General features: G+C 69.8%; 14 protein-coding genes. 2 read left to right on the top strand and 12 right to left on the bottom strand.

Annotation, left to right across the window (positions count from 1 at the left end):
- Positions 1–102: 102 nt before the first annotated feature.
- From E1202_RS14025 to E1202_RS14000, 6 genes are all read right to left on the bottom strand, one after another.
- Positions 103–996 (bottom strand): diacylglycerol/lipid kinase family protein, encoded by an 894-nt coding sequence (locus tag E1202_RS14025; protein ID WP_132683492.1) that lies wholly within the window; start codon positions 994–996, stop codon positions 103–105.
- 59 nt (positions 997–1055) lie between these two features.
- Positions 1056–2009: a twin-arginine translocase subunit TatC gene (tatC, locus tag E1202_RS14020; protein WP_235878329.1), complete on the bottom strand. Its 954-nt coding sequence runs from the start codon at positions 2007–2009 to the stop codon at positions 1056–1058.
- Positions 2010–2029: 20 nt separating this feature from the next.
- Positions 2030–2305 carry a Sec-independent protein translocase subunit TatA gene (tatA, locus tag E1202_RS14015; RefSeq protein ID WP_132683490.1) on the bottom strand — a complete coding sequence of 92 codons (276 nt, stop codon included), beginning with the start codon at positions 2303–2305 and terminating at the stop codon, positions 2030–2032.
- A gap of 86 nt (positions 2306–2391) precedes the next feature.
- On the bottom strand, positions 2392–2592 hold the full coding sequence (locus E1202_RS14010; protein ID WP_132683489.1) for a bacteriophage holin: 201 nt from the start codon (positions 2590–2592) through the stop codon (positions 2392–2394).
- Between the two features lie 19 nt (positions 2593–2611).
- Positions 2612–3580, bottom strand: a complete 969-nt coding sequence (locus tag E1202_RS14005; RefSeq protein ID WP_132683488.1) for a helix-turn-helix transcriptional regulator — start codon at positions 3578–3580, stop codon at positions 2612–2614.
- The gene (locus E1202_RS14000; protein WP_132683487.1) at positions 3577–4554 is read right to left on the bottom strand and encodes a helix-turn-helix transcriptional regulator; all 978 of its coding nucleotides are present in this window, start codon (positions 4552–4554) and stop codon (positions 3577–3579) included. The genes E1202_RS14005 and E1202_RS14000 overlap by 4 nt, the downstream gene beginning before the upstream one ends.
- 157 nt (positions 4555–4711) lie before the next feature.
- Between E1202_RS14000 and E1202_RS13995 the strand changes: the two genes are divergently transcribed.
- On the top strand, positions 4712–5407 hold the full coding sequence (locus tag E1202_RS13995; protein ID WP_132683486.1) for an SDR family oxidoreductase: 696 nt from the start codon (positions 4712–4714) through the stop codon (positions 5405–5407).
- 72 nt (positions 5408–5479) lie between these two features.
- Here E1202_RS13995 and pafA read toward each other — a convergent pair whose 3' ends face one another.
- From pafA to dop, 5 genes are all read right to left on the bottom strand, one after another.
- Positions 5480–6838 (bottom strand): Pup--protein ligase, encoded by a 1359-nt coding sequence (pafA, locus tag E1202_RS13990; RefSeq protein ID WP_132683485.1) that lies wholly within the window; start codon positions 6836–6838, stop codon positions 5480–5482.
- Positions 6839–7079: 241 nt separating this feature from the next.
- Entirely contained in the window at positions 7080–7823 is a 744-nt protein-coding gene (prcA, locus tag E1202_RS13985; RefSeq protein WP_132683484.1) for a proteasome subunit alpha, read from the bottom strand.
- A gap of 58 nt (positions 7824–7881) precedes the next feature.
- Positions 7882–8727, bottom strand: coding sequence for a proteasome subunit beta (gene prcB / locus E1202_RS13980; protein WP_132683528.1), 846 nt, complete (start codon positions 8725–8727; stop codon positions 7882–7884).
- 152 nt (positions 8728–8879) lie between these two features.
- On the bottom strand, positions 8880–9071 hold the full coding sequence (locus tag E1202_RS13975; RefSeq protein WP_132622389.1) for a ubiquitin-like protein Pup: 192 nt from the start codon (positions 9069–9071) through the stop codon (positions 8880–8882).
- Positions 9072–9228: 157 nt separating this feature from the next.
- Entirely contained in the window at positions 9229–10728 is a 1500-nt protein-coding gene (gene dop / locus E1202_RS13970; RefSeq protein ID WP_132683483.1) for a depupylase/deamidase Dop, read from the bottom strand.
- Between the two features lie 111 nt (positions 10729–10839).
- Between dop and E1202_RS13965 the strand changes: the two genes are divergently transcribed.
- Positions 10840–11352 (top strand): NUDIX hydrolase, encoded by a 513-nt coding sequence (locus E1202_RS13965; RefSeq protein ID WP_235878320.1) that lies wholly within the window; start codon positions 10840–10842, stop codon positions 11350–11352.
- Positions 11353–11359: 7 nt separating this feature from the next.
- Here E1202_RS13965 and E1202_RS13960 read toward each other — a convergent pair whose 3' ends face one another.
- Entirely contained in the window at positions 11360–12310 is a 951-nt protein-coding gene (locus E1202_RS13960; protein ID WP_132683482.1) for an aldo/keto reductase, read from the bottom strand.
- Between the last annotated feature and the right edge of the window lie 20 nt (positions 12311–12330).

Below are 12330 nucleotides of genomic sequence, written 5' to 3'. Positions count from 1 at the left end.
GCCGCGGCGCCTCCCGCCTGGCCAGTGCGCCGCGACGCCCCGCATCGGCGTCCTGGAGGCTTCTCACCAGCACCGCAGGGCAAGGCGGGAGGAGCCAGATGTTCACACGTGGCTTGCGCCACACGCCACGCTGAGCGCATCTGGCGTGCAGCGGATCGTCAGCGGCAACCGGGCCTGGGGTTCGCCGTCGGCGTAGGCCAGCCAGCCGTTGTCCCCGCCCAGCCGGACCGACTTGGCGCGCAGCGTCGTCACCGCCGGGTGGTCGACGTGGCGTCCGGTGCGCAGCCTCGGCAAGATCCGCACCAGCTCCCGGCGCGGCACCCGGCCGACCACGGTCACGTCGAACAGACCGTCGTCGTCGAGCGCGTCGGGGCAGATCGGGATGCCCCCGCCGTACCAACCGGTGTTGCCCACCGCGATGAGCGTGGCCTCGACGTCGAGCACTCCGCGCTCCGTCTCCAACCGCACCGGCCTGGCCCGCAGCCCCAGCAGTTCCCGCAGCAGCGCGAAGTCGTAGCGGCGTTGACCGCGCGGCCAGCGCATCCGGTTCGCCCTGGCGTTGACCTTCGCGTCGAAGCCGGCGCACAGCACGGTCGCGAACCACCCGGTGCCCGCGACCTTGCCGAGGTCGATGCGCCGCCGCGCACCAGCGGAGATGGCCTTGGCCGCGGCGCGCGCGGCCGCCACCGGCTCGCGCGGGATGCCCAGGCTCCGGGCGAGGTCGTTGCCGGTGCCCGCGGGGATGATCGCCAGCGAGGTCGACGACTCCGCGCACGCCTGCACGGCCAGGTGCGCGATGCCGTCGCCGCCGACCACGGCCAGCACGTCGGCCTGGTCCTCCACCGCGCGCCGCACGGCGGATTCGGTGCCGGACGTGTCGGTGGCGATGACCGTCCGCACCTCGCACACAGCACGAAGGTGGTCGGTGAGTTCACCGACCACCTTCGCGGAAAGACCACCACCGGCCGCGGGGTTGATCACCAGGACGCAACGCATGAGGATGCATCTAATCCCACTCGCGTCCCCGTTGGCCAGGGTTCGACGGGTTGTGACCGTCAGGTGATGTCGTCGTGCTTCTGCGGTGCCGACGGTGTCGTGTCCAGCTTGGACGCGAACGGATCGATGTCGGACGCCTCGTCGAGGCCGACGCCGGTCAGGCCCTCGGCCTCCATCTTCTTGGCCTTGCGCCGGTCGTGCGAACGGCAGATCAGCGCGGCGAACAAGAACAGCAGCGACAGCGCCGCCGACAGCGCCAGCATCGAGAAGGGGTCCTGCCCGGGCGTGGCGATCGCGGCGAACACGAACAGCGCGAACACCAGTCCCCGCCACCACCTGCGCAGCTTCTCGTAGGTGACGACACCCGCGCGGTTGAGCATCACCAGGATCAGCGGGAGCTCGAAGCTCACACCGAAGATCACCAGCAGCAGCAGCATGAAGTTGATGTACTTGCCACCGGTGAGCGCGGTGAAGAACGCCTCGCCGCCGAAGCCCGCCATGAAGCTCAGCGCCTCGGGAACGATGAAGTACGCCAGAACCGCGCCCGCGACGAACAGGATCGTCGCGAAGAACACGAAGGTCCGGGCGAACTTGCGCTCCTGGGTGTAGAGCCCGGGCGTGATGAACGCCCACAGCTGGTACAGCCACACCGGGCTGAACAGGATCGCGCCGACCGACAGACCCACCTTCATGCGCAGCATGAAGATCTCGAACGGTTCGGTCTGCAACAGCTGGCAGGTCCCGTTCGGGCTCAGCCGCTGCTCCACGGGGAGCGCGCAGTACGGCCCGAGCAGGACGTCACCGAGCGTCGGCCAGCCGAACGGCGCGGTGGAAAACCAGATGAACCCGAGGATGGCTCCGATGACCACTGCCGTCATCGCCACCCCGAGCCGGTAACGCAGCTCGAAGAGGTGATCGATGATCGTCATGGTGCCGTCGGGGTTGTGCCTGCGTCCCCACCGACGGCGATCATTGCGGAACGGGTTCAGGCGACGCAGTGGACTGTCACCCACTTCGCTAGCCCCGTCCTCAGTCAGTTCTTCTGTTCGTTCTGCTGCTGCTTGTCCTCGACCGGCGAGGTCGCCGGCGGAGTGCTCGGCTCACCGGCCGTCAGCTCCGGCTTCTGCTCCTTCTCCGACTGAGCCTTCTTCGCAGCCTCTTCGTCGGCCTTCATGCCTCGCGCCTCAGCCTTGAACACCCGAGCGGACTGCCCCAGAGAACGGGCCATCTGCGGGAGCTTGGTGGCGCCGAAGAGCAGCACCAGAACCAAGACGATGAGGACCAGCTCCCAGCCACCTGGCAAACCCATCCGTACACAACCTTTCGTGATGTCCCTGCTAGGCGCCAATGGTACGCGGGGCAGGGGTCGGCAAATAGGGCCGTTTCTGCTTCTCGTCAACCGCGGCGGCGCTGCGAGAGCGCGACCTTGAGGCCCGCTGCCCGCGCTTTGACCATTCCGCTGCGGTCAGCGAGATCGTGGGCCACCCCTCGCTGCACGCGCCGAAAGCGACGCACCTCCATCAAGGTCCTGACCAGCAGGAACACCAGCAGGACGAGGCCTACGGCCAGCAGCACGAGAGTCCACACGAACGGCACGCTGTTCACCGTATCGGGCTCAGGTGGACGGAAGGTGACGGGTCCGCCTCAACGCGGCATGGGCTCGTTGACGCACGTCACTCCCCAACTCCTCGGGGCTGAGCACCGTCACCTGGCCGCCGAGGCCGAGCAGCAGCCTGGTCATCCACGCGCTGTCGGCGTAGCGCATCCGCACCCGGGCCCGGCCGCCGGGGAGCTCTTCGACCTCGTCGACCTGGTAGTACTCGGCGACCCACCGGGCGTCCGGTTCCAGTTCGATCTCGGCCACCCGCTGGTCGGGCGCGGGTTGGAACAGACCTGCGGAAACGTCCGTCGGCTCGGCTTCCGACGGCGGCTCGGCGGGCTCGTCGAGCCGCTGGGCCGCATCGATGCGGTCCAGCCGGAACATCCGGACGCCGTGCGCACTGCGGCACCAGGCCTCCAGGTAGCTGCGGCCGTCGACCAGCAGCAACCGCATCGGGTCGACCGTTCGCTCGCTGATCTCGTCGCGCGATGCCGTGTAGTAACGGATGCGCAACGCTTTGCCGCCGGTGACGGCGGATTGGACCGTTCGACGCACTTCCGAGTCGACCGAATCCTCCGCGCCGAGACCGATCACCACCCCGGACGGGCGGGCTTGACCGACCGCGTTCTCCACCTTCGCCAGCGTGCGCTGCACCGCGTCGGAGTCGGGAACGCCCGGGGTGTCGGCGAGCGCCCGCAGCGCCACCAGCAGCGACGTCGCCTCGGAGGCGGTCAGCCGCAGCGGCCGCCGCATGCCGGCGTCGTAGGTGACGGTGATCGAGTCGCTGTCGAAGGACAGGTCGATCAGATCACCGGGCCCGTAGCCGGGCAGCCCGCACATCCACAGCAGCTCCAGGTCCTTGCGCAGCTGCTGCGGGGTGACCCCGAAGTCGGCGGCGGCGTCGGCGATGGGAATGCCGGGCCGGCTGAGCAGGTAGGGAACCAGGGCCAGCAGCCTGGGCAGGCGTTGCGTCGCGCTGGTCATCGCCGCCCCTCCCCCGCCGCGTCCAGGTGGATCTCGTTGACCGCCTTGCGCAGGGTGTCCGGCTGCAGGACGGCGACGTCGGGCCCGTACCCGGCGAGCCAGCTCGCCGCGGATTCCGGGTACTTCACGTCCAGCTCCAGCACCTCGCCGGGGTCGCCGTCGAACTCCCTGCTCTCGACGACCTTGCCGATGCGCCGCACCCCGTGCGCGCGTCCGTCGGCGACCCACACGCGGGACGGCGTCGGCGGCGGTGGCTCGCGCTGCTCGCCCGCGACCATCCGCAGCAGGTCGACCTCCTGCGGCCGCTGCACGACTCCGCTCTTGCCGACCGCGCTGACCGGGCCCTGGATGCGGGAGAGACGGAAGCAGCGCGGCGCCTGCCGGTCGCGATCGTGGCCGACGACGTACCAGCGCCCGCGCCAGGACACCACGCCCCACGGCTCGACGGTGCGGTGCCGGACCTCGGCGCTGCTGGGTCGCCGGTAGTCGAACTCCACGACGCGGCCGGACTGGACCGCCGAGTGCAGCGCGCCGAAAGCGGGTTCGCTGGTGCGCACCTTCGGTTCGACCGCGGCCGAGGCGCGTTCGTCCACGTCGACGCCGGCGGCGCGGAGCTTGAGCAGCGCGCCCTGGGCGGCGGAGGTGAACTCCGGGGAGTCCCACAGCCGGACGGCCAGCGCGACGGCGGCGGCTTCGTCGGGTTCGAGGTCGATGTCGCCGAGCTCGTAGTCGCGCCGGGCGATGCGGTACCCGTCGGCGCTGTCGAACGCCGAGTTGCGGCCGGTCTCCAGCGGGATCCCCAGGTCTCGCAGCTCGGCCTTGTCCCGCTCGAAGGTCCGGAAGAACGCCTCGTCGGAGGGCGCGTCCGCGTACCCCGCGACGATATGACGGATCCGCTCTGCGGTGAGGTACTGGCGGGTCGACAGCAGGCAGAGCACCAAGTTCACCAAGCGTTCAGCACGCACAGTGGCCACTCCGAAACTCTAGCGCCAAAGTATTCGATCATGAGTTCGGGTATCGGCGTGTCTTCGCAGAACACCCATTCGATCGACGACCGGTTTCGGCGATCACTGAACTCATCGTTGATGCGAAAGCCGTTCACGAAGCGTTCGCGTTCCTACCCTCGAGGACATGCCTGCTCTGATGATCACCGGCGCCTCGCGCGGCATCGGCGCCGCCACCGCCCGCCTCGCCGCCGCCGAGGGCTACCGGCTGGCCCTGCTGGCCCGCGACACCGACGCCCTGTCCGGCCTGGTCGAGGAACTGGGGTCGGACACCGCCGTCGCGCTGCCCTGCGACGTCACCGACCACACCAGCCTGTCCGACGCCGTGGCCGCGACCGAGCAGCGCTACGGCCGTGTGGACGCCGTCCTGGCCAACGCCGGGATGAGCGTGCCGACCTCGTTCCTCGGCAACGACGGCGCCGAACCCGAGCAGTGGCGCGACATGGTGCTCACCAACGTCTACGGCGCGGCGATCACCGCCCGCGCCGCCCTGCCCGCGCTGGTGCGCAGCAGCGGCCACCTCGTGCTCACCGGCTCCAACGCCGGTCGCGGGATCCGGCCCGGCAACCTCTACTCCGCCACCAAGTGGGCGGTCACCGGCATGGCGCAGAACATCCGCGCGGAGTGCGTGGGCACCGGCGTCAGGGTCACCCTCGTGCAACCGGGCATGGTCGACACGGACATGACCGCGGACCGGACGGACGTCCCGAAGCTGGTCCCGGAGGACATCGCCCGGGGCATCCTCTACGCCCTGGCGCAACCGGCAGCGGTCGACGTCAACGAGCTGACGATCCGCCCGACCGGCCAAGCGCCCCACAGCTGAAGCCGAGAGCGGCGCTGCGGCGGGCGCAGGCCCGGCCGCAGCGCCGCCCGCTCCTGCGGGAGCCGAACGGCCCTACAGCGAGTTGATCAACCGCTCGACCCGCTCGTCGACCGCCCGGAACGGGTCCTTGCACAGCACGGTCCGCTGGGCCTGATCGTTGAGCTTGAGGTGCACCCAGTCGACGGTGAAGTCCCGCCCGGCGGCCTGAGCAGCGGCGATGAAGTCACCGCGCAGCTTGGCCCGGGTGCTCTGCGGCGGGGTGTCCTTGGCGGCCTCGATCTCGCCGTCCTCGGTCGCCCGATCCACCAGGTCCTTGCGCTGCAGCATGTCGAACAGACCGCGTCCGCGCCGGATGTCGTGGTAGGCGAGGTCGAGCTGCGCGATGCGCGGGCTGGACAGCTCCAGACCGTGCTTGCTGCGGTAGCGCTCCAGCAGGCGGAGCTTGATCGCCCAGTCGACCTCGCGGTCGATCAGCGAGTAGTCCTCCTGCTCGACGGCGTCGAGGGTGCGGCCCCACAGCTCCAAGATGCGCTCGGACATCGGGTCCGAGCCGCGCCGCGCGACGTGGTCGACGGCCCGGCTGTGGTACTCGCGCTGGATGTCCAGCGCCGAGGCCTCCCGGCCGCCGGCCAGCCGCACCGTGCGGCGCCCGGTGAGGTCGTGGCTGATCTCGCGGATCGCCCGGATCGGGTTGTCCAGGCTGAAGTCCCGGAACTGCACGCCCTGCTCGACCATCTCCAGCACCAGGTTCGCCGCCCCGACCTTGAGCAGGGTGGTCACCTCGGACATGTTGGAGTCGCCGACGATGACGTGCAGCCGCCGGTAGCGCTCGGCGTCGGCGTGCGGCTCGTCGCGGGTGTTGATGATCGGCCGGGACCGGGTGGTGGCGCTGGAGACGCCCTCCCAGATGTGCTCGGCGCGCTGGGACAGGCAGTACACGGCGCCGCGCGGGGTCTGCAGGACCTTCCCGGCACCGCAGATGAGCTGGCGGGTCACCAGGAACGGCAGCAGCACGTCGGCGATGCGGGAGAACTCGCCGGAGCGCCCGACCAGGTAGTTCTCGTGGCAGCCGTAGGAGTTGCCCGCTGAGTCGGTGTTGTTCTTGAACAGGAAGATGTCCCCGCCGATGCCCTCGTCGGAGAGCCGGCGTTCGGCATCGATGAGCAGGTCTTCGAGGATGCGCTCACCGGCCTTGTCGTGCGTGACCAGCTGCGTGAGGTCGTCGCACTCGGCGGTGGCGTACTCGGGGTGGGAACCCACGTCGAGGTAGAGGCGGGCACCGTTGCGCAGGAAGACGTTCGACGACCTTCCCCACGACACGACCCGCCGGAACAGGTACCTGGCCACCTCGTCCGGGGACAGTCTGCGCTGCCCGTGGAACGTGCAGGTGACCCCGAACTCGGTTTCGATGCCGAAGATCCGCCTCTGCATGTCTCCACACTAGGCGCAAAACCGCCCTCGCGGCGGTCCGCCGTTCGGGCAACTGTCGAAATGAGTTCGGCTGATTTTGGTAGCAGGCCGTCACTCACCCCGTTGCGCACGCCCCCGCACGGAGCAGCCGGAATCGCCGTACATCCGTACGATTTCCCGGGATGTGGGCCGCCCGTCCCACCCCGAACGACATCGCTCCCGCACCCGAGGCGGGTGCGGGAGCGATGAGCTCTCGGGCGGGTCACTTGCCGGACTGGGTTTCCTCGCCGTCCTCGGACTTGTCGGAGTCCTCAGTCGACGCCGGCAGCAGGGCCGTCAGCGCGGCGCCCTGGATGCGGCGGAAGGTCCGGTTGGGACGGGCGCGGTCGAGGACCGCGACCTCCAGGGCCTTGGTGCCCAGTTCGCGCGCGGAGTCCCCACTGGACGAAAGTCCCTTGACGGCGACCCGGATGGCGTCGCCCAATTCCATTCCATCGCTGAAGGAATCCTTCAGCGAGCTGGTGATCGTGTCCGCCTGACCGCCCATCACCACGTACTGCGGCTCGTCCACGATGGACCCGTCGTAGGTGAGCCGGTACAGCTGGTCGGACTCGGCGGTCGCGCCGACCTCCGCAACGCAGATCTCGACCTCGAACGGCTTGATCTGCTCGGTGAAGATCGCACCCAGGTGCTGGGCGTAGGTGTTGGCCAGCGACCGCCCGGTCACGTCGCGCCGGTCGTAGGAGTAACCGCGCACGTCGGCGATGCGCACACCGGCGACCCGCAGGGCCTCGAACTCGCTGTAGCGGCCCACCGCGGCGAAGCCGATGCGGTCGTAGATCTCGGAGACCTTGTGCAAGGTCGGAGACGGGTTCTCGGCGACGAACAGCACCCCACCGGCGTACTTGAGCACCACCACGCTGCGGCCCCGGGCGATGCCCTTGCGGGCGAGCTCGGACCGCTCCCGCATCAACTGCTCGGGGGAGGTGTAGAACGGCATCGTCACGGCTTCTGCACTCCTGAATCTGCTCGCTGTGGCAGGCGGGATCGTGGGACGGCGCTGGTCAGCCGCCCGGGTTCTCCAGGCGTCCGTTGACCACGGCGGTGGCGATCTCGGAGGTCTGCTCCTCGGTCAGCCGCACCGCGCCCTCGGCCGCGGTGATGGTGATGACCGACGGGTAGATCCGCCGGGACACGTCCGGGCCACCGGTGGCGCTGTCGTCGTCCGCAGCGTCGTAGAGCGCTTCCACCGCGGCGCGCGCGGCGGTGTCCAGGTCGGCGTCCGGGTCGAAGCGCTTCTTCAGCGCCGACTTGGCGAACTGCGAGCCGGAACCGACCGCGTGGTAGCCGCCGGCCTCGTTGTAGCGACCGCCGACGACGTCGTAGGACACGATCCGGCCCGCGCGGTCGGGGTCTTCGGCGTCGGTGTCGTAACCGGCGAACAGCGGTACGACCGCCAGACCCTGCATGGCCGCGGACAGGTTGCCGCGCAGCATCGTGGCCAGCTTGTTGGACTTGCCGTCCAGCGACAGCGAGATGCCTTCGAGCTTCTCGTAGTGCTCCAGCTCGACCGCGTAGAGCTTCACGAGTTCCTGCGCCACACCGGCCGTTCCGGCGATGCCCACCGCCGAGTAGGCGTCGGTGACGAAGAGCTTCTCCATGTCCCGCTGCGCGATGACGTTGCCCATCGTCGCCCTGCGGTCACCCGCCAGCAGCACGCCTCCGCGGAAGGTCACCGCGACGATGGTGGTGCCGTGCGGCGCCTGCACGGTGCCCTCGGGCGCCCTGCGCCCGCCCGGCAGCAGTTCCGGTGCGGCGGCTTGGAGGAAGTCGGTGAACGACGAGGATCCGGGGGTCAAGTAGGCGGCGGGAAGCGCCTGCCCGGGGAACTGGGCCGAGCTCTGGTCCATCAGCGACATCGTCTCCGTTCTCACAGGACTCCTGCGACAGGATGCACTTTAGTCATGATCGAGTGCGCAGCGAGCGGCACCGGGCCGGTGTTTCTCCGGCCCGGTGACCGGTTCTCGCAGGATCACCGCCTGGGCGCACCGGCGGTCGGGGCCTACTGGCCGCCCTTCTGCACGTAGGCGCGCACGAAGTCCTCGGCGTTCTCCTCCAGGACGTCGTCGATCTCGTCCAGGATGGCGTCGACGTCCTCGCCGAGCTTTTCGCGACGTTCCTGACCGGCGGCCTCCGGTTCGTTCTCTTCCTCGCCGTCGCCGCCGCCCTGCCGCTGAGCCTTCTCCTGAGACATCTCGCCTCCCGGTGGGTTGAAGTCCCGAACTCCCCCGGAATCGGGGGCGTCCTGCCTTGAACACTACCTATCCGACCACTCGTTCGCCCACGCCCAGCCGGGCGTCTTTGACGATCTTTCCGACTACCTGACGTGCGCGAAACGTGGTCGTCGCGGGTCACCCCTTCGTCAGCGAGTCCACCAGTTCCTCGGCGCTGTTGCTGGCCTCCAGCAGGGCGCCGACGTGGGCCTTGGTGCCGCGCAGCGGTTCCAACGTCGGGATGCGCACCAGGGATTCCCGGCCGAGGTCGAAGATGACCGAGTCCCAGGACGCGGCGGCCACCTCCGACGGGTAGCGCTCCAGGCAGCGACCGCGGAAGTAGGCGCGGGTGTCCTCCGGCGGGGTGGCCACGGCTTCCTGGACCTCTTCCTCGCTGACCAGGCGTTTCATCGAACCTCGGGTGACCAGCCGGTTGTAGAGGCCCTTGTCCAGCCGCACGTCGGAGTACTGCAGGTCGATCATGTGCAGCCGGGGCGAGGCCCAGCCCAGGCCGTCGCGGCTGCGATAGCTCTCCAACAGCCGCAGCTTCGCCGGCCAGTCGAGCCTGTCGGCGCAGGACATGGGGTCGTTGCCGAGCATGTCGAGCACCTCGCCCCAGGTGTTGAGCACGTCGCGCGAGGCCCGCTCGGCGCCGTTGGCGTCGAGGAACTCCGAGGCCCGCTCGTGGTAGGCGCGCTGGAGGTCCAGACCGGTGAACCGGCGACCGTCGGCGAGCTCCACGGACTGCTTGAGGGTGGGGTCGTGGCTGATCAGGTGCACCGCCTGCACCGGGTCGGCCAGCTTGAGGTCGTCGAACCGCAGCCCGCCCTCGATCATGTCCAGCACCAGCGCAGCGGTGCCGAGCTTGAGGTAGGTCGAGGTCTCGGCGAGGTTGGCGTCGCCGATGATGACGTGCAGCCGCCGGTACTTGTCGGCATCGGCGTGCGGTTCGTCGCGGGTGTTGATGATGCCGCGCTTGAGGGTGGTCTCCAGGCCGACCTCGACCTCGATGTAGTCGGAGCGCTGGGAGAGCTGGAAACCGGGCTTCTCACCCGACTGGCCGATGCCGACCCGGCCGGACCCGCACATCACCTGCCGGGAGGCGAAGAACGGCGTCAGGCCGCCGATCACCGAGGTGAACGGGGTGTTGCGGGCCATCAGGTAGTTCTCGTGGGTGCCGTAGCTCGCGCCCTTGCCGTCGACGTTGTTCTTGTAGAGCTGTATGGGCGCGGTGCCGGGCACGCTGGCCGCGCGCAACGCGGCCTCCTCCATCACGCGTTCGCCCGCCTTGTCCCAGATGACCGCGTCGCGCGGGTTGGTGACCTCGGGCGCGGAGTACTCGGGGTGCGCGTGGTCGACGTAGAGGCGCGCGCCGTTGGTGAGGATGACGTTGGCCGCGCCGAGGTCGTCGCCGTCCGAACCGTTGGACTGCTGCGCCGCCGAGCTCAGGTCGAACCCGCGCGCATCGCGCAGCGGCGACTCGACCTCGTAGTCCCAGCGAGCCCGTCTGGCTCTCGGGATCTCGGCCGCCGCCGCGTACGCCAGCACGATGTGGGTGGAGGTCAGCACCGGATTGGCGCTGGAATCGCCAGGTACGACGATGCCGTACTCCACCTCGGTTCCCATGATCCGCCGCATACCTCGCAGAGTACGGGGTATCGGCGGCGGAGCAGAGTGCTTGAAGCCACAGGTTCGCCGATCGTGCCTTCCGGCGTTGCGCCGACCGGGTGGCACGATCGTGGTGTGGGCATGGGTGAGGAGCAGGTCGCGCTGTACGACGCGGCCGGGCGTGTCGTGGGCCGGGCGTCGAGGCGCGAGATGCGCGAGAGGGGGCTGTGGCACGCGGCGACCTCCGTGCTGCTGCTCTCCGGCGATGAGCAGCACGTCTACGTGCACCGCCGCACCGACACCAAGGACGTCTACCCGGGCCTGCACGACTGCACCGCCGGAGGCGTGGTCGTCGCCGGAGAGGACCCGTTCGACGCCGCCCGCCGGGAGCTGGCCGAGGAGCTCGGCGTGCGCACCGAACCGGAGTTCCTGTTCCGCGAGGTCTTCGAGCACGACACCGTCCGCTACCACGGCTTCGTGTTCGAAGCCCGCTGGGACGGACCGGTGGTGCACCAGCCCGAGGAGGTCGCCGAGGGCTGGTGGATGCCCGTCTCCGAGCTGCGCGAGCGCCTCGACGACCCGCTGTGGCCGTTCGTGCCCGACGGGCGTCAGTTCACGCGGCGATGGCTGCGGGAGCGCGCTGCGCGCGCCTGAGCGGCGCTCAGTGCCACGGCAGCTGGGAGCGCTCGCCCCAGTAGGTCGCCGCGTCGGTGGCCAGCGACCGGAGGGTGGCCAGGTCCCGGTCGTCGAGCTCGACGCGCAGGGCCGCGAGGTTGGTCTCCAGCTGCTCCACGCTGGCCGGGCCGAGCAGCACCACGTCCGCCCACGGCTGGGCCAGCGCGTGGGCGACGGCGATGGCGTCCGGCCCGACGTCGTGGCGGGAGGCGATGGCGGCGAACTCGTCCGGCGGTTTCAGCGCCAGCCGCCCGTTGGCCATGGTCTCCTTGAGCAGCACCCGCCACCCGCCGGTGTGCACCTCGTTGAGGGTGCGGCCGACCGAGGGCTCGGCGGTGTTCCAGGTGGACTGCACGGCGCTGAACAGCTGCGTCCCGCCGATCTCCAGCTCCCACGCCCGCTCGATGGTCTCGGGCTGCGCGGCACCGCTGGTGGAGAAGCCGAGCCGCACGCCGGCGTCGCGGATGCGGGCCAGCTCGTGCTGCAGCTCCATGTCCTCGAACAGCGGGCTGTCACCGGTCAGCGAGTGCACCTGGTAGAGATCGATGCGATCGCCCAGCAGCGTGCGGGTCTCCGCCCACTGGGTGCGCAACCGCTCCAGCGAGTGCTCCTTGACCTCGTGGACCTCGGTCTCGATGCGCCACTCGGCGACGTAGGCGTAGCCCCACTTGCTGGAGACGGTGACGTCCTCGTGGCCCCGCTCCCCCAGCCAGTCGGCCAGGAACTGCTCGGCGCTGCCGTAGGAGCGGGCGGTGTCGACCCATCGGATGCCGTGGGCGTAGGCGGCGTCCAGGACGGAGCGGGTGCGCTCCTTCATGGCCTGGGTCGTGCGCTGCTGGGGAAGCACGTCGGCGCGGCCGACGTTGATGTAGGCGGGCCTGCCCAGAGCGGCCAGCCCGAGTCCCAGCCGCTGCACCGGGTTCTGCGCGGGGATCATGCCCAGCAACGTATCCCGCC

This window comes from Saccharopolyspora karakumensis, from assembly GCF_004349225.1.
In the GTDB taxonomy this organism is placed as follows: domain Bacteria; phylum Actinomycetota; class Actinomycetes; order Mycobacteriales; family Pseudonocardiaceae; genus Saccharopolyspora; species Saccharopolyspora endophytica.
The sequence above is the reverse complement of the archived record's forward strand: the minus strand, read 5'-3'. Positions and strand labels throughout refer to the sequence as shown.